This is a genomic window from Pseudomonas sp. 8O (assembly GCF_902506495.1).
Classification (GTDB): domain Bacteria; phylum Pseudomonadota; class Gammaproteobacteria; order Pseudomonadales; family Pseudomonadaceae; genus Aquipseudomonas; species Aquipseudomonas chaetocerotis.
Genome location: NZ_LR733264.1, coordinates 1,930,708 through 1,947,978, shown reverse-complemented (window position 1 = coordinate 1,947,978; position 17,271 = coordinate 1,930,708). Strand labels below are relative to the sequence as shown.

15 protein-coding genes and 1 pseudogene are annotated in these 17,271 nt (G+C 62.5%); 10 read left to right on the top strand and 6 right to left on the bottom strand.

Going from position 1 to position 17,271, the window contains the following annotated elements; genetic code table 11:
- Positions 1-39: 39 nt before the first annotated feature.
- Positions 40-1,572: a nucleobase:cation symporter-2 family protein gene (locus GV002_RS11750; RefSeq protein ID WP_160018541.1), complete on the bottom strand. Its 1,533-nt coding sequence runs from the start codon at positions 1,570-1,572 to the stop codon at positions 40-42.
- 229 nt (positions 1,573-1,801) lie between these two features.
- Here GV002_RS11750 and GV002_RS11745 point away from each other — a divergent pair, with 229 nt between their 5' ends.
- Both GV002_RS11745 and GV002_RS11740 read left to right on the top strand, forming a co-directional pair.
- Positions 1,802-2,392, top strand: a complete 591-nt coding sequence (locus GV002_RS11745; protein ID WP_017676425.1) for a MarC family protein — start codon at positions 1,802-1,804, stop codon at positions 2,390-2,392.
- The gene (locus GV002_RS11740) at positions 2,389-3,171 is read left to right on the top strand and encodes an N-acetylmuramoyl-L-alanine amidase (protein WP_160018540.1); all 783 of its coding nucleotides are present in this window, start codon (positions 2,389-2,391) and stop codon (positions 3,169-3,171) included. The genes GV002_RS11745 and GV002_RS11740 overlap by 4 nt, the downstream gene beginning before the upstream one ends.
- Before the next feature lie 3 nt (positions 3,172-3,174).
- On the opposite strand, the pseudogene GV002_RS11735 reads toward GV002_RS11740, so the two are convergent.
- The 3 genes and pseudogenes from GV002_RS11735 to GV002_RS11725 all read right to left on the bottom strand — a co-directional run bounded on the left by GV002_RS11735 (position 3,175) and on the right by GV002_RS11725 (position 4,810).
- Positions 3,175-3,568 (bottom strand): annotated as a pseudogene (locus tag GV002_RS11735) (DUF1330 domain-containing protein).
- 133 nt (positions 3,569-3,701) lie between these two features.
- Positions 3,702-4,367, bottom strand: a complete 666-nt coding sequence (locus tag GV002_RS11730) for a DUF3313 domain-containing protein (RefSeq protein WP_160018539.1) — start codon at positions 4,365-4,367, stop codon at positions 3,702-3,704.
- Between the two features lie 50 nt (positions 4,368-4,417).
- Positions 4,418-4,810: a response regulator gene (locus GV002_RS11725; protein WP_160018538.1), complete on the bottom strand. Its 393-nt coding sequence runs from the start codon at positions 4,808-4,810 to the stop codon at positions 4,418-4,420.
- Between the two features lie 131 nt (positions 4,811-4,941).
- Here GV002_RS11725 and GV002_RS11720 point away from each other — a divergent pair, with 131 nt between their 5' ends.
- The 6 genes from GV002_RS11720 (at position 4,942) to GV002_RS11695 (ending at position 11,726) form a co-directional block, all read left to right on the top strand.
- Positions 4,942-8,436, top strand: a complete 3,495-nt coding sequence (locus tag GV002_RS11720) for a response regulator (RefSeq protein ID WP_160018537.1) — start codon at positions 4,942-4,944, stop codon at positions 8,434-8,436.
- Positions 8,436-9,245 (top strand): CheR family methyltransferase, encoded by an 810-nt coding sequence (locus GV002_RS11715; protein WP_160018536.1) that lies wholly within the window; start codon positions 8,436-8,438, stop codon positions 9,243-9,245. The genes GV002_RS11720 and GV002_RS11715 overlap by 1 nt, the downstream gene beginning before the upstream one ends.
- Complete coding sequence (locus GV002_RS11710; RefSeq protein ID WP_160018535.1) at positions 9,242-9,853, top strand: chemotaxis protein CheB; 612 nt, start codon at positions 9,242-9,244, stop codon at positions 9,851-9,853. The genes GV002_RS11715 and GV002_RS11710 overlap by 4 nt, the downstream gene beginning before the upstream one ends.
- Positions 9,847-11,034, top strand: coding sequence for a hybrid sensor histidine kinase/response regulator (locus GV002_RS11705; protein WP_160018534.1), 1,188 nt, complete (start codon positions 9,847-9,849; stop codon positions 11,032-11,034). The genes GV002_RS11710 and GV002_RS11705 overlap by 7 nt, the downstream gene beginning before the upstream one ends.
- 176 nt (positions 11,035-11,210) lie before the next feature.
- Positions 11,211-11,522: a hypothetical protein gene (locus GV002_RS11700; RefSeq protein ID WP_160018533.1), complete on the top strand. Its 312-nt coding sequence runs from the start codon at positions 11,211-11,213 to the stop codon at positions 11,520-11,522.
- Positions 11,523-11,540: 18 nt separating this feature from the next.
- On the top strand, positions 11,541-11,726 hold the full coding sequence (locus GV002_RS11695) for a PA3371 family protein (protein WP_160018532.1): 186 nt from the start codon (positions 11,541-11,543) through the stop codon (positions 11,724-11,726).
- A gap of 102 nt (positions 11,727-11,828) precedes the next feature.
- Here GV002_RS11695 and GV002_RS11690 read toward each other — a convergent pair whose 3' ends face one another.
- Together GV002_RS11690 and algB are read right to left on the bottom strand one after the other, a co-directional pair.
- On the bottom strand, positions 11,829-13,625 hold the full coding sequence (locus tag GV002_RS11690; protein ID WP_160018531.1) for an ATP-binding protein: 1,797 nt from the start codon (positions 13,623-13,625) through the stop codon (positions 11,829-11,831).
- Positions 13,626-13,638: 13 nt separating this feature from the next.
- Positions 13,639-14,991: a sigma-54-dependent response regulator transcription factor AlgB gene (gene algB / locus GV002_RS11685; protein WP_160018530.1), complete on the bottom strand. Its 1,353-nt coding sequence runs from the start codon at positions 14,989-14,991 to the stop codon at positions 13,639-13,641.
- 210 nt (positions 14,992-15,201) lie between these two features.
- Here algB and GV002_RS11680 point away from each other — a divergent pair, with 210 nt between their 5' ends.
- Entirely contained in the window at positions 15,202-16,032 is an 831-nt protein-coding gene (locus GV002_RS11680) for a BON domain-containing protein (protein ID WP_160018529.1), read from the top strand.
- A 67-nt stretch (positions 16,033-16,099) separates the two neighbouring features.
- Positions 16,100-16,534, top strand: a complete 435-nt coding sequence (locus tag GV002_RS11675; RefSeq protein WP_160018528.1) for a ferritin-like domain-containing protein — start codon at positions 16,100-16,102, stop codon at positions 16,532-16,534.
- Positions 16,535-17,271: the final 737 nt, after the last annotated feature.

Genomic DNA, 17,271 nt, shown 5'->3' with positions numbered 1-17,271 from the left:
GCAGGCGCTGCGGCTCCCTGTGCGAACGACCCACTCCCTCTAGAGCGTTGCCTCAGTCGGGCCCCTGCTGGTCGCTGATGCGGGAGCAGCGGTTCGTGCCCGTGGCGCGTGATCGTCCTCGTCCTGCAATGGCACCTCATTGCCCTGCGCGTCGTACAGCTTGCCGCCGATGAAGTGATCGCCATCGTGCAGGGCGGCGATGTCGTGGTAGCGCAGGCTGCGCTCGGTGCCGGCGACGAATACCGACTGCTGATCCGAGTTGCCGGCGGTGAAATGGTTGAACAGCAGGTTGAGCAGGATCGCCATGATCGCCGCCGAGCTGATGCCCGAGTGGAAGATGGTTTCGAACCAGGCCGGGAAGTGATGGTAGAAGCTGGGCATGGCGATGGGGATCATGCCGAAGCCGATGGAGGTGGCGACGATCACCAGATTCATGTTGTTGCGGTAGTCGACCTTGGCCAGGGTGCGGATGCCGCTGGCGGCGACGGTGCCGAACAGCACGATGCCGGCACCACCAAGCACCGAGGTCGGCACTGCGGCGATCACTCGGCCCATGATCGGCAACAAGCCGAGGGTGACCAGAATCAGCCCGCCGGTGGCGACCACATAGCGGCTCTTCACGCCAGTCACGGCGACCAGGCCGACGTTCTGGGCGAAGGCACTCTGGGTGAAGGAGCCGAACAGCGGCGCAACGACACTGGCGATCATGTCCGCGCGCAGACCATTGCCGAGGCGTTTGGAATCGACCTTGGTGTCGATGATGTCGCCGACGGCAAGGATGTCGGCCGAGGTTTCCACCAGGATCACCATCACCACGATCAGCATCGAGATGATCGCTGCCACCTCGAACACCGGCATGCCGAAATGTAGCGGTGCCGGGAAGGCCAGCACCGGCCCGTCGCCGACTTTGGAAAAATCGGCCATGCCGAATACCAGTGCAACCAGGGTGCCGATGACCATGGCCAGCAGAATCGACAGACGTGAGAGGGTTGCACTGCCGACCTTGCTCAATAGCAGCACGGTGGCGAGGGTGAAAGCGGCCAGGCCGATGTTGGCCATGCTGCCAAAGTCAGCTGCACTGCTGTTGCCACCCATGGCCCAGCGCGCCGCTACAGGCATCAGCGTCAGGCCGATGGTGGTGATGACGATGCCGGTCACTAGCGGCGGGAAGAACTTGGTGATCTTGGAAAAGATCGGCGTGATCAGCAGACCGATCGCCGCTGCGCCTATCACCGCGCCGAACACCACGGGTAGCCCGCCTTCACCGCCATTGGCGCCGACTATCGCCACGATGGTGGCGACGCTGGCGAACGACACGCCCTGTACCAGGGGTAACTGGCAGCCGAAGAACGGCAAACCAATGGTCTGCAGCAAAGTGGCGGCGCCACCGACGAAAAGCGAAGCGGCGATCAGCAGGCCGATATCGGCAGGTGACAAACCAGCCGCCTGGCCGACGATCAGGGGGACGGCGACGATGCCGCCGTACATGGTCAGTACGTGCTGCAGGCCGTAAAGCAGATTGGAGCCGAGGCCGAGGTTCTCGTCCTCTGGGCGCTGAGTGGTGGACGTCATGGGGAAGCTACTCGCTGTTGTTCTTGTGCGGTCAATGTAGACATTTTGTTGCCATATTGGCTACTACTTTGTATACATTTCTTCGAATGTTGTTCCCTGGAACCATTGCGCCTCTACTGGTCATAAAATTTCTACGTGCGCTGAAGATGCTCGAATCTGACTGCGACGCCGACTCGCGAGGCGACACCGTCAGGCCCTAGACTATGCGTACTCGCCACCGGAGACGCCTATGGACATCTTCAGCATCGCCGTGCTGATCTTTTTGGTCACCGACCCTTTCGGCAATATCGCCATCTACATTGCCGCGCTGAAGAACGTCGAGCCGCGCAGACGGCTGTGGATCGCCGCGCGCGAACTGCTGTTCGCCCTTGGCCTGCTGCTGCTGTTCCTCACCTTTGGTGACAAATTCCTCACCAGCCTCGGGCTGTCACGCGAGGCAACCGCGATTGCCGGCGGTATCATCCTGTTCGTCATCGCCATGCGCCTGATCTTTCCCAGCCCGCAGGGCCTGCTCGGCGACGTGCCGGATGGCGAGCCGATGCTGGTGCCCTTGGCCACGCCGGCGGTCGCCGGACCTTCGGCTCTCGCGGTGCTGATGACCCTGCGCAACACCCACACCGGGCCGCTCTGGGAGCTTTACCTGGCGGTGATCCTGGCCTGGGCAGCGACGGCATTCATTCTGTTGCAGGCTTCGTTCCTGCAGCGTTTTCTCGGTAATCGCGGGTTGATGGCGGTAGAGCGATTGATGGGCATGTTGTTGATCATGCTCAGCGTCGACATGCTGCTGGACAACCTGCAGAGCGTATTCGGTCACGCATGAAGTCTCTCTGTCTTGCCCTCTTCCTTGTTCTGCTTGGCGGTTGCACCGGTGGCCTGCGCATCGATGACAGCCACACCGCGACCGGCCAGAACAGCCGCGTGCAGTATGTCGTGCTGCACTACACCTCCGCTGACCTGCAGCGCTCGCTCGACCTGCTGACGCAGACCGAGGTGAGCAGCCACTACCTGATCGGTGATGCACCGCCGACCGTCTACCGTCTGGTGGATGAGAATCGTCGTGCCTGGCACGTCGGCGTCAGCGAATGGAAAGGGCGCACCTGGCTCAACAGCACCACGATCGGCATCGAGCTGGTCAACCAGGGTTACTACCAGACGCCGGCCGGTCGTTACTGGCAGCCTTTCGCGCCGCAGCAGATCGATACCCTGATCGTGCTGCTCAAGGACATCGTCAAGCGCCACCAGCTACCGCTGGGCTCGATCATCGCGCACAGTGATGTGGCGCCACAGCGCAAGGTCGACCCGGGCCCATTGTTCCCCTGGAAGCGTCTGGCCGACGAGGGCCTGGTGCCTTGGCCGAACGAAGACGCCGTAGCGTGCCAACAGGCGCTGTTCAGCGCCAGCCTGCCCAGCGTGCAGTGGTTCCAGGAGCAGTTGGCGCAAAACGGCTACACGGTGCCGCAGCATGGCGAACTGGATGAGGTAACGCGCAACGTCATTGCCGCCTTCCAGATGAAGTATCGCCCGGCCAACTATGACGGCCAGCCGGACGCCGAAACTGCAGCGCGGTTGCTGGTGCTCAATCTGCAGGCGGCAGGATAGAACTCAGCTGGGTGTCGTGGCGATCAGCCGGGAGTCGGCCAGCGCAGCACTGCGATGAACGGTGGTCGGGGTCAGAGAGCATGCTCAGAAAGGCTGCTGACGAGGGATAGCGCACCAGCAGAAGCAGATCCCACCGCTCTTCCTTCGGTGCGATGAGCGCCAGGTGGACGTCAGCCATCACCTGCACCTCACCGCCCACCCCCTTGACCTTGTTCAGCGCGGTGCGGCTGTAGCGCGCATAGGCTTCGCGTCCGCTGCACGGCACATGGAGGCTGCCTGCGTCGTACGCGGCTTGATCGTTGAAACGCAGCAGATTGAGCATCAGGATCGGTGTATCGCTGGGCATGTGCTCGGCGAACGCCAGCAGATCCTCGCGGTCAGGGTTGATGCTCGGCATGCACGTTCCTCGGCTGGCGTTTTTCCTGAGCCTCTCGCCTGAAGCCGAGTACGGCAAGCGCTATCGATCCGCCTGATAGCCAATCATCTGGTCAGCCTGGTGCTCCGCTGCGCTTGCTGTACTGGCAGGCCGATCAGCGTGGGGCGGGTTGGAAATCGCGTGCATCACGCGCCCAGACGTCCAGCACCGGTTTGAGATCCTCCAGGGTCAGTTGCGTGCTGCTGTTCTCCAGCGTCAGGCCGTGCCCCTTGCGCACCACGCGCAGCACCGGTTCGCTGGTGCGAGCATCGAGGCCCTCCAGCTCGATGAAGATGGCGCTGTCGCGGTCACGGGTACCTGCGGCTGTGGTCGCCGCAGCGAGTACCAGGGCGACAGGAATCACTTCATAGGCCTTGAGCCCTTCGGTGGAAACCGTCACGCCGGTGATCGCGCTGCGTAGTACCAGGCTGTCCATGGTCGGTTCGTTGACGACCGTCATGCGTCCCTGCAACTCACGGATCAACGCCTGATGCAGATAATCACGGACACTTTCCAGCGTCTGCGCGCTGATCTGATCGCTGGGGACTGGTTCTGGATACAAGGTCGGCTTCTCCACATACACCGTCGTGTAGCGCTCGCTGCTGAACTGCGGCGAAACCCAGCGCAGTACCGGTGCGCCAGTGGCTGAAGTGGCTGGCTGGAGCTGGGAGTAGTCGGCGAGGTAGCCGGAGAACTGGGTGGGTTTGGTGGTCTGGCTGGCGCAGCCACTGAGCAGCAGACCAGCGAGTAGAGCCAGGCAAAGCGGGTTGGCGTAACGCATCGGAGGACTCTCCTGTCCAGGGACCTGCGATCAGCCTAGATGCCGCTGCGTCAATCCGCCAGTTCGCTCAAACGTTGAGCGAGAAGCTTGAAGTCATAGGGCTTTACGATGCTCTCGGTGGCCGCCGCGCTATCGCGGGCGCGCACCTCTTCGAGCAGGTCGCGTTCGTAATAGCCGCTGGCGAACAACACCGGCAGGGTCGGTCGCAGCTGGCGCGCGGCTTCCACCAGTTCGCGCCCGTCCATCCCGGGCAGGCCGATGTCGCTCATCAGCAGATCGAAATGCTGCTCGCTGCGCAGCCGCTCCAGTGCGCTGTACCCGTCGCGCAGGGCGAGGACGCGATAGCCGAACTCCCCGAGTACTTCAGCGGTGAGTTGGCGCACGACATCGTCATCCTCGACCAGCAGGATGGTCTTGGCACTGGCGCAGTCGATTCCGGTCATGGGGCTCTCTGTTTCAGCGCGCAGAATGCGCGAATGTTTGGCAAACTTCGTGGTCGGTGCGCGGTCAGTGTGCCATACGCCTTCCCCGGACAGACAAGAACAAGCGAGACAATCATCGAATGGACGTCCCAATGTCGAATGAGTCCGCAATGGACGAAAAAGGGTTTCGCCGGATTCTCAACCGTAACGTCGGGCTGCCGCTCGGCCTGGGGGTGGTCGGCGCGCTGTTCTTCGCGCTGTTGATCGGCTACCTGCTCAACGTGATCCGCTGGGTCGAGCACACCGACCAGGTGCTCAACAGAGCCAGCGAGGTGTACAAGCTGACGCTGGACCTGGAAACCGGCATGCGTGGTTTCCTGCTCAGCGGCGAAGAGGACTACCTCGCGCCTTACGAGCAGGCGCGCGGCAAGTTTCGTCCGCAGACCGAACAGCTTATCGAGATGGTTTCGGACAACCCGTCGCAGGTGCAGCGTCTCGAACGTCTGTTGGCCATGCAGGAGCAGTGGGATCTCTATGCTCAGGAAGTGATTGGCAGCCGCCGCGATGGCGGCAACTTCATGGCAGAGGTCGGGCGTGGCCGCGGCAAGAATCTTACCGATGGCATGCGCCGCGAGCTGGATACCTTCATCAACAGCGAACGTGAATTACGGCAGCAGCGCAATGCCGAAGTAAGCAGCACCACGCTATGGGGGGCCGGCATCTACCTGGTGGTCAGCATCCTGTTCAGTGCCCTGTTGGCGCTGTTCGGTCGCCGCGAGCTGATGAATCTCTCGCAGACTTATTCACTGGCCATGGCCAAGCAGTCCGATTACGCCGATGAGCAGCGTCGCCGCGCCTGGCTGGGTGGTGGTCAGAACCTGCTGGCGGAGCGTTTGATCGGCCAGCCGCAGGTACAGGAATTGGCCGACCGCTCCCTTGAGTTTCTTGCCGAGTACCTCGATTGCGTGGTCGCCGCCCTGTATCTGCGCGATGCCCAGACGGGCGACCTCACGCGCGTTGCCGGTTATGGCTTCAGTGAAGACGCCAGCCTCAAGGAGCATTTCTATCGCGGTGAGGGCCTGATCGGACAGGCTGCTCGTGGCCGTCGTCTGGTCTGCCTGGATGATCTGCCGGCTGATTACATCAAGGTCGCATCGAGTCTTGGAGAAGGCCAGCCAGTGAGCGTCGCCTTGCTGCCGCTGCAGTCCGAAGACCGCATCAACGGTGTGGTCGAGTTGGCCTTCATGCGCGTACTGGAGCCGCGCGAGCGCGAATTCCTCGAGGCCATCGCCAGCAATGTCGGGATGGCGCTTGAAGCTGCGCGCTATCGCCAGCGACTGCAAGAGGTACTCGGCCAGACCCAGCAACTCAACGAGGAGCTGCAGACCCAGCAGGAAGAACTGCGCGCGGCCAACGAGGAGCTGGAGCAGCAGGCGCGCGTGCTCAAGGAGTCTCAGGCGCACCTGGAAACCCAGCAGGCCGAGCTGGAGCAGACCAACGAGAAACTCTCCGAACAGGCGCAGACGTTGGCCGACCAACGTGACGAGCTGGACCAGCGCAACACCACCCTCGGGCGTATTCAGACTCAGTTGGAGGAGCGTGCCGAGGAGCTGCAGCGCGCCAGCCGCTACAAATCCGAGTTTCTTGCCAACATGAGTCACGAGCTGCGCACGCCGCTCAATAGCTCGCTGATCCTGGCCAAGCTGCTGGCGGAAAACGGCAACGGCAATCTCAACGACGAACAGGTCAAGTTCGCCGAGTCGATCTACTCGGCCGGTAACGATCTGCTCAATCTGATCAACGACATTCTCGATATCGCCAAGGTCGAGGCCGGCAAGCTAGAGATACGCCCCGAGCGCACGCCGCTGGCGAGCCTGCTCGAAGGCTTGCGTGATGTATTCGTACCGCTGGCTGGCGAGCGCAGCCTGAGTTTCGAGATCGAACAGCAAGGCGAGCTGCCGCAGGTGCTGTTCACAGATCGCCAGCGTGCCGAACAGATCCTGCGCAACCTGTTGTCCAACGCCTTCAAGTTCACTGACCGCGGCGGCGTGACCCTCAGCGTGTCGCGGCAGGATGACCATTACCTGGCCTTCGCCGTGCGCGATACCGGCATTGGCATCGCTGCGGATCAGCAGCAGGCGATCTTCGAAGCCTTCCGCCAGGCCGATGGCACAACCAACCGTCGTTATGGCGGCACCGGCCTGGGGCTGTCCATCTCGCGTGACCTGGCCGGGTTGCTCGGTGGCTCGATCACGGTCAGCAGCGCGCCAGGCGAAGGCAGTACCTTCACCCTGCTGCTGCCCGAGCGTTTGGTCGAAGGTGCAGCTCCCAGCCAGCCGATTGCCGCGCCTCGGGTGGCGGCCGAGCCCTCGCAGCCGGTCGCCGCAGCCATTGCCGCGCCAGTGATGCCGCGAGCGCCAGCGCCTTTCGCCGATGATCGCGAGCACCTCGATGAGCGTGGCGGCCGCCGCGTGCTGGTGGTCGAGGACGAAGTGCGCTTCGCCCGCATCCTCTTTGATCTGGCTCACGAACTGGGCTATGTCTGTCTGGTCGCTACTTGCGCCGATGAGGGTCTGGAACTGGCGCGTCAGTACCGCCCGGATGCCATCCTGCTCGACATGCGCCTGCCCGACGGCTCCGGCCTCGGTGTGCTGCAACGTCTGAAGGACGACCCGCAGACTCGTCACATCCCGGTCCATGTGGTTTCTGTGGAGGATCAGAGCGAGGCTGCGCTGCATCTGGGGGCGGTTGGCTATGCGCTCAAGCCCACCAGTCGCGATCAGCTCAAGGACGTCTTCGGCAGGCTCGAGGCCAAGCTCAATCAGCAGGTCAAGCGCGTGCTGCTGGTCGAGGACGACCCGTTGCAACGCGACAGCGTTGCCCGCCTGATCAGCGACGAAGACATCGAGATCACCGCCGTCGCACTGGCTGGCGAAGCGCTGGAGAAGCTGCGCGATACGGTGTTCGACTGCATGATCATCGACCTCAAGCTGCCCGACATGCAGGGCAACGAGTTGCTGCGGCGCATGGCTGAGGAGGACATCTGTTCCTTCCCGCCGGTGATCGTCTACACCGGGCGCAACCTGACCCGCGACGAGGAAGCCGAGCTGCTCAGGTACTCGCGCTCGATCATCATCAAGGGCGCGCGTTCGCCGGAGCGTTTGCTGGATGAGGTCACCCTGTTCCTGCACAAGGTCGAGGCCGAGCTGTCCAGCGAGCACCAGCGCATGCTCAAGACCGCGCGCAGCCGCGACAAGCTGTTCGAGGGCCGGCGCCTGCTGCTGGTGGACGATGACGTGCGCAACATCTTCGCCCTTTCCAGCGCGCTGGAGCAGAAGGGCGCCACGGTCGAAGTCGCGCGCAACGGTTTCGAAGCGCTGGACAAGCTGCGCGAGCGCGAAGACATCGACCTGGTGTTGATGGACGTGATGATGCCGGAGATGGACGGCTACGAGGCCACCCGGCAGATTCGTCTGGAGAATCGCTGGAAGAACCTGCCGATCATTGCAGTCACGGCCAAGGCGATGAAGGATGACCAGGAGCGCTGCCGCGAGGCTGGCGCCAACGATTACCTGGCCAAGCCCATCGACCTGGATCGCCTGTTCTCCCTGATCCGCGTGTGGATGCCCAAGCTGGAGCGTCTGTGATGCCTGACGAAATCGAGCTGCGCCTGCTGATCGAGGCGATCTACCTGCGCTACAGCTACGACTTTCGCGACTACTCGAAAGCTTCGCTCAAGCGCCGTGTACGCCAGGCGCAGACCCAGTTGGATTGCCCGACCATCTCGGCGTTGCAGGAGCGCATCCTGCATGAGCCGCAGGCGTTCATGCAGCTTTTGCAGTACCTCACTATCCCGGTCAGCGAGATGTTCCGCGATCCCGAATATTTCCTCGCCCTGCGCGAGCAGGTGGTGCCGTTGCTGCACACCTATCCCTCGCTGAAGGTCTGGGTGGCTGGCTGCAGCACCGGCGAGGAGGTGTATTCCCTGGCCATTCTGCTGCACGAGGAAGGCCTGCTGGAACGCACCATGATCTACGCCACCGACATCAATCCGCACTCGTTGGAGAAGGCCGAGCAGGGCATCTTCGCCCTCGACAATTTGCGCACCTACACCCAGAACTACCAGCTGTCCGGTGGCAAGCGTGCGTTCTCCGACTACTACTCGGCGGCCTATGACCGGGTGCTGTTCGACAAGTCGTTGCGTGCCAATGTGACCTTCGCCGATCACAGTCTGGCCACCGACAGCGTATTTGCTGAAACCCATCTGGTGTCGTGCCGCAACGTACTGATCTATTTCAACCGCGATCTGCAGGACCGTGCACTCGGCCTGTTCCACGAATCCCTTTGCCACCGTGGTTTTCTCGGTCTGGGCAGCAAGGAAAGCCTGGATTTTTCCGCCTATGCCCGGCAGTTCGAAGCGGTGTCGCGGCCCGAGCGGATTTTCCGCAAGCGATGAGCAGCCAACGGATCAACCTCCGCGGCCAGGTGCGTGCGCCGCTGCAGGCCCTGCTGATTGGCGCCTCGGCCGGAGGGGTAGAGGCGCTGTTGAGCCTGCTCGAGGACCTGCCGCCGGATTACCGGCTGCCGGTTGTCTGCCTGCTGCATCAGCCGGATCGTAGCGACAGTCTGCTGGCCGATCTGCTGCAGCGACGCCTGCAACTGCCCGCCAAGGAAGCCGAGGACAAGGAGTACCTGCGTGGCGGCGTGGTCTACGTGGCGCCCGCCGGTTACCACCTGTCCATCGAAACCGAGCGCAGCTTCTCCCTCAGTCGTGAGGAGCCACGGCATTTCTCCAGGCCGTCGATCGATATTCTTTTCGAGTCCGCTGCCGATGCCTATGGCGAGCAGTTGGCTGCCGCGCTGCTCACCGGCGCCAACGAGGATGGCGCGGCCGGTCTGCTGGCGATCAAACAGGCCGGCGGCCTGACCCTGGTGCAGGAGCCTGCCGACGCGCAGGTGCCCACCATGCCGAATGCTGCGCTGGCCCTGCTGAAACCGGATTTTCTCCTGTCTATCAATGCCATGCGCCCGCTGCTGGCCGAACTGGATGCCCTGCCATGCTGAGGAAGATTGAAGCCAAGGTATTGATCGTCGACGACCTGCCAGAAAATCTGCTGGCATTGCGTTCGTTGATTCAGAGTGAGGATTGCACCGTGTTCCAGGCCAGCAGCGCCGACGAGGCGCTGTCGCTGCTGCTCGAGCATGAGTTCGCCCTGGCCATTCTCGACGTCAAGATGCCGGGCATGAACGGCTTCGAGCTGGCCGAGCTGATGCGCGGCACGGAAAAGACTAAGCATATCCCGATCATCTTCGTCAGCGCTGTTGGCCGCGACATGGACTACGCCTTCCGTGGTTACGAGAGCGGCGCAGTGGACTTCCTGCACAAGCCGCTATCGCCCTTCGAGGTACGCAGCAAGGTGGCGATGTTCGTCGAGCTGTACCGCCATCGCAAGGCGTTGAGTATGCAGCTGGAAGTGGTCGAGGCGGCGCGTCGTGAGCAGGAGGCGCTGCTCGCCGAGTTGCGCGAGACCCAGGGCGAGCTGCAGAAAGCGGTGCAGATGCGTGACGTGTTCATGTCCATCGCCTCGCACGAGCTGCGCACGCCACTCAATGGTCTGATCCTCGACGTGCAACTGCGCCGCCTGCGCCTGGAGCAGGGGCGCATGGATGCCTTCACCCCGGACAAGCTGCAGGAGATGGTGGCACGCGACGAGCGACAGATCCGCAGCCTGAGCCGCCTGATCGACGACATGCTGGATGTTTCGCGCATTCGTACCGGCAAGCTTTCCGTGCGTCCAGAACCCGGCGACCTCGGCGTGCTGGCTGGCAACGTGGTGGAGAGCCTGGCCGCGCAGTTCACCCATACGGGCAGCCATATCGAGCTGCACGTCGAGGGACCGGCACCGGTGATGATGGACGAGTTCCGCATCGAGCAGGTGTTGGCCAACCTGCTGACCAACGCCCTGCGTTACGGGGGTGGTAAACCCGTATCGGTGCGTGTGAGGGCGGTGGACGATGTGGTCCGTGCCGAGGTGCGTGACCAGGGGCTGGGCATCTCCGAGGCTGACCAGCGGCGGGTCTTCGAGCAGTTCGAGCGCGTCTCTGGAGCCAGCGTCGCGCAGGGGCTTGGGCTCGGCCTGTTCATCAGCGAGCAGATCGTCCAGGCCCATGACGGGCGCATCGAGCTCAGCAGTCGTCTCGGCGAGGGCTCCTGTTTCAGCATTCTGCTGCCGCTACGCAGTTGATCGTGCAAATTGCACGTGTCGTGATTCATGCATCTTGCAAAGTGCATGAGCGAGGGTGTTGAGATTTGTATTAAATAATTGATTTGTAAGGATATTTTCCATTCATTGATGTTGGCATGAGCGCTGCAGAATCAGTTATGTAAGCCCCCCGACTGATCTGCTGATGGAGAAGCGTCATGAACATCGTCCGAGTGAGCCTGTTTTGCGTCGCTGCATTGCTGGTCAACGGAGCTTACGCCAAAGATTTCAGTGATTCGGCTGGCGCCATCGCCAAAACGGCCGAGTTCACCCTTTCCAACTCGCCGGTGTGGGAATCGCGTGTCGCTGCGCAGCAGGAAGGCTCTGCCGAACTGCGCACGCAGCCAACTCGCGCTGTCGGTGCCGTCGGTGACGATGCGCAGTGGGTGCGCATTTCCGGCGAGGGTGACACCGATACCGCCAACCGTGAGCCACGTCCTGCCAGCAGCACCCCGCGCTGGGTGTTCTGACCGACAAGGAGTCCTGCCGTGTCCAGAAGTGCCATCCTGTTGTTGATCTTGACCCTATCGAGTGTGGCCGTGCTATGGCTGAGCCCCGCTCTGGACGGGGGTGTCGCCCTGCTGCTCAAGGGAGGCTGCGTCGTCTTCGGTGCGGGCTTTCTGGTCGCGCTGATGGCCGGGCGCCGTATCAAGTTCGACCCGGTGCTGCGCTGAAGCCGCTATGAACTGCACTGCGAGCAGCACTCCCTCCCCATAGGGTGCGTAGGGTGGGCCGGGCGTAGCCCACCGGGGCCTACCGTCGCCCGCAATGACCGATCAGATCGGCAGGTTGAAATAGAAGTTGGCGCCTTCGCCGGGGCGTGAATGAACCCTTAGCTGGCCACCGTGCAATTGCACGATCTCCCTTGCCAGCGCCAGTCCCAGGCCGACGCCACCCTTGCGCCGGCCGACCTGAACGAAGGGTTCGAAAATCCGTGCCTGCTGTTCGAAGGGGATCCCTTCACCTTCGTCCTGCACGCTGACGATCACCTGTTCGCCATGGCGACGCACCTGCAGCAATATCTTGTCACCCGGGTTGCTGTAGCGCAGGGCGTTGTCGGTCAGGTTATCGAGCAGCCGCTTTAGCTGCGCGGCATCGAGTTCAAGCTGCGGCAGTGGCTCGTGGACTTCGCAGAGCACTGTTACTTCGCGTTCCTCTGCGCTTTCGGTAAAACGTTGAGGCATCTGCTGGATCATTTCGCCGAGGTCGCAGGGGCGACGCTGGAGGGTCTGTACACCGTTCTGGTAGCGCGAGAAGTTGAGCAGGTCGTCGATCAACTGCACCAGCCGATGCATCTCCTCGTCGACGGTGCGTATCAGTTCCTGCTCGCGTCCGCCTGATGGCAGTGAAAGACGTTCGCGCAGCAGGCTGAACGCCATGTGCATACCGGTGATCGGCGTGCGCAGCTCATGCGAGGCGCGCAGGATGAACTCGCTGCGCACTCGGTCGAAGGCACGTTGCTTGGTGACGTCACGCAGCACCATCACTGCCCCCACGCTACCACCCTCGCGCAGCTGAATCGGAGTCAGGGCCCAGGCCAGTAGCCTGGTCTCGCCGTCGCGTTCGATCTGCAGGTCAGCCGGCGGCTCATGCAGCAGTTCGCCTGCCAGCACCTGGCGCAGCGCCTCGTCCACTGCATGATCAGGCAACAGCGGCCCGATCGGCTGGCCGAGGATATCGGCCTGCCAGGAAAGCTGGCGTAGCGCCACTGGGTTGGCGTGTTCGATGTTGCCCTGGGCGTCGAGGATGACCAGGCCATCGTCGATGCTGTCGAGCACCGCTTTCAGGCGGCCCTCGCTGTTGAGCAGTTGCTTGAGGTTGCTCGAGTGATATTCGCGCAGGGACTCGGTCATCAGACCGAAGCGGCGGCTCAGGACGGCCAGCTCGAACACCGGGGATACCGGCAGCACCACGTCGTATTTGCCTTGGCCGATACGGTCGGCGGCCCGCGCCAGCATGTCGATGGGGGAGCCGAAGCGGCGGGCGATGCCGTGGGCAGTCAGTACGCCAATCGCCAAGACGGCCAGGCCGATAAGCACCAGGAGCCCGGCGATCAGCTGGGAGCGTTCGCCAGCACGGCTTTCGGCCGAGATGACCCAGTCGACGACCTGGTCCTGTTGCGCCAGCAGGTGATCACGCAGGTGCTGAAAGGCTTCGATGAAGGGCTTGTGGTTGCCCAGATCGTGCGGTGTCTCGCCGGGCGCTGTAGCGCTGTTGGCTGCCTCTTCCATTTCAGCGTAAAGCGCTGCGGCTTGTTCCAGGCTGCGTAAATAGTCGTCATCGAGGTTGGCCTTGAGCCCCTCATCGAAGGTGGCACGGAACGACTTGCGAATGGCTTCGAGGCGCTGCGCATCGGGCTGCTGATCGATCAGCACGATCAGTTCGTCGCCCAGGTGCTGGCGCAGTTTCTGGCCGATCTGCACGGCGTCGAAGCCGCGCTGGATCAGGTCGCTTTGGCTGCGTGCCATTTGCGTGACGCTGAACAAGCCGAGCAGCAAGCCCAGCAGTGCCACGGTGATCAGCGCGGAGATGCTGAGGAACAGTCGCGTGCGAAGCTTCATCGACAGCTTCATGGAGATCCCGTGGTCAGAGGTTGTACTGCTTGCGTTTGCGGTAGAGGGTCGAGGTATCGATACCCAGCGTCTTGGCCGCCATGTCGAGGGTGTTGCTGCTGGCCAGCACGGCGGCAATATGCGCCTTTTCCAGCTCTTCGAGGCTCATCGCGGCACCGACGCGCACGGTACTGCTGGGTGCTTCGGTGCTGCCGCCGAGGCCGAGGTGAGTCACTTCCACCGTTTCGCTCTGGCAGATGATGCTGGCGCGTTCGATGACGTTGCGCAGTTCGCGAATGTTGCCTGGCCAGTGATAAGCCTGCAGGGCGGCGGCAGCCTCGGGGCTGAAACCGCACGCCGGGCGCCCGTAGTCGCTGACGAAGCGGGCGAGAAAGCGCTCTGCCAGGCCCATCACGTCTTCGTGACGTTCGCGCAGCGGCGGTAGCTTCAGGGTGATGACGTTGAGGCGGTAAAGCAGGTCTTCGCGGAAGCGTCCTTCGCGGACCATCTCGTCGAGGTCCAGGTTGGTCGCGGCGACGATGCGCACATCGGCGCGGCGGGTTACCGGATCGCCGACACGTTCGTACTCCTTGTCCTGGATGAAGCGCAGCAGCTTGGGCTGCAGGGCCAGCGGGAAGTCGCCGATCTCGTCGAGGAACAGGGTGCCACCGTCGGCCTGGCTGACGCGGCCCTGAGTGCTTTCGCTGGCACCGGTGAAGGAGCCGCGGGCGTGACCGAACAGTTCGCTTTCCATCAGCTCGGCCGTCAGCGATGGGCAGTTGATGGTTACGCAGGTGCGCTTGGCACGGCGGCTCCAGCCGTGGATGGCACGCGACAGCTCACCCTTGCCGGTACCGGATTCGCCGAGAATGAGGATGTTGGCGTCGGTAGCGGCGACCTGACGAGCCGTTTCCAGAATCGCCATCATCGCCGGGCTGTGTGAATCGAGGCCATCCTTGGCTTTGCGCACCTCACCCTCCAGAGCCTCAAGGCGTGCGGCCAGCGTACGCACTTCCAGTTGCTTGGCGGCGGCCAGGCGCAGTTGATCGGGGGTGCAGGGTTTGACCAGGTAATCGGCGGCACCAGCCTGGATCGCATCGACGGCGGTGTCCACGGCGGAGTGGGCGGTGACGATCACCACGCGCATCCAGGGTGCCTGGATGCGCATCTGCGCCAGCAGGTCCAGGCCGTTGTCTTCGCCCAGGCGCAGGTCGAGAAAGCACAGGTCGAAGACCTGTCGCTGTAGCAGCGCCTCGGCTTGTGTCGCGCTGCTGGCGCCGGCGACGTCATAGCCTTCGTCTTCAAGGCAGTAACGGAAGGTACGCAGGATTGCCGCTTCGTCGTCCACCAGCAGGATGCGTCCGCTGGTTTGCTCTGAAACTGCCATGTATATGCTCCATCTGACGGGTCAATGCAGCTTAGTCAGGTAAAAACCATGCAAGTTGCACGGCCCGACTGTGCCGATGCTGCACCCTGCATGCAGGCAGGGTGCCTTTATGGTTGTTAAGTCTATGTTTTAAAAAGGAATTTAATTTTAAGATGGCTGGCACGGGGCTTGCGATATTCCCTGCATCGTCTCACGAACAGGAGTTAACTCATGCCCCCGTTCAAGCCTCTGTTACTGGCCGCTGGCACCGCGCTGATGCTCGGTTTGACGCCTCTGGCCAGCCACGCTGCCGAAGGTCAGCTATCTGAGCAACTGGATGCGGCACGCCAGGAAGGTTCGATCTGGACAGCCTTCGCGCTCAACCGGCATCTCAACCCTTTCAAGCTCGATATCGACGTTGAGGACGGTGAGGCCGCCCTCAGCGGCAAGGTCGAGAGCGAGGTTCAGAAAGAGCTGGCCGAGCAGGTGGCGCTGAGCATAGATGGCATCGATTCGGTGGACAATCGCATCGAGGTCAGCAGTGACGCGGTCGAGGGCGATGCGCCGAGTATGGTGCAGCGCCTTGAGGACGCCAGCCTGGCTGCCACGGTGAAATCCAAGTTGCTGTGGAACAGCAACACCCGCGGCCTGGATATTCAGGTCAAGAGCGAAACCGGCAACATCACCCTCAGTGGCCATGCGCAGACGCCGGCGGCCAAAGAGTTGGCAGGCCAGCTGGCAGCCAATACCGATGGCGTGCGCGAAGTGTTCAACCACCTCAGCATCAGCACTGCCGACAGCAGTAGCAGCGAAGTGCAAACCACACTCGACGAAGCGCGCGAGAACATCAGTGACAGCTGGATCACCAGCAAGGTCAAGGCCAGCTTCCTCTACAGCCGCAACCTGGATGCCATGAATATTGCGGTGAACACCGACGACGGCCTGGTCAGCCTGCGTGGCAACGTGCTGAGCAGTGCCGAGAAGCGCCTGGCAGTCGAGATCGCTCGCAACATCCGTGGTGTGCGTGGCGTCGACGCCGACGCCCTGCGTATCAGCAGCTGAGTTTCAATCCACCGCAGCCGCTCGAGCGGCTGTCATCTCGCAAGTCCCATCGCCAAGGAGTGAATCCATGAGCAGCAAGACCGCACAACTCAATGAACTGATCGAAATCACCCGTGACGGCAAGCGCTTCTATGAGCATGCCCACGAAGAGGTCAAGGATATTCGCCTGCAGGCGCTGTTCCGCGACATGGTGCGCGCCAAGACTGAAGTGATCGACGCCTTGAGCGTCAAGGTCGCGGCCAACCAGAGCGAGCCGGCATCTGGCGGCACCCTGCTGGGCAAGCTGCGCCAGTTCTACGCCGACACCCGCGCGACGCTGGCCAAGGATGAGGACGCCACCTACGTCGCGCAGCTGGAGGAAGCGGAAGACCGCATTCTGCATGCCTTCGAAGATGCGTTGGAAAGTGCGGACAATGATGTCCGTGTGCTGCTGGCCGTGGAAATGCCCAAGGTACGGGCTTGCCACGACCGCATGCGGGCGCTGAAGCAGAATATGCAGTAACCCCCGCGCGTCATCCGAGCCCCTGCACGCACTGCGTGCGGGGGCTTTTTTGTTGGGATCGGATTGGTAAGTTTGTGCGCGTATCGCTTACTGGCTTAGCACTATCCATTACCGCGTGCGTTGAGCGTTTGGGTTGCGCCCCTTACGGGCGCCACACCTTGATTCGCTGCGCTCACCCTGCGGGCCAGCCTGCGGCTGTTACTGCGCTTCGCTACGTTTCTTTGCTTGCCCAAGAAAGGTGTGCCAAAGAAGGGCACCCCGACATCCGGGTTTCGCTGCGCGAAACTTCCCTCGCTCCGGCGCTGCTCCGGGGGCCGGCTTACAAGGGCCATCCCTGGCCCTTTAAGTGGGGCCGCCATCGGTATCTCGCCGCATCCATGCGGCTCGCTCCCCTACGCAACACCTCCACTCGGCCTCCTGAAGGGGACCGGGCCGCGAGCTCGCGAAATCTCCGGAAGATCAAAGTCGGTGGCGTTTGGCTTTTGCTCTTGAAGCGCGATCTCACAGACGACGCCCAAATCCCCTTCAGGAGGCCGAGTGGAATCGCCGTGGAAGGGGTTGAGCGACATGGATGTCGCGAGAGCCGTGATGGGCCAGGGATGGCCCTTCGTCAGTGGGCCGCATCCGGTCGTGCCCCTGGAGTGGTGATGGAGCGAGGGAACCCCGGCGCAGCAGGGCGGGGGCGCCTAGCTCGGATGTCGGGGTGCCCTTCTCTTTGGTTACTTTCTCTTGGGCAA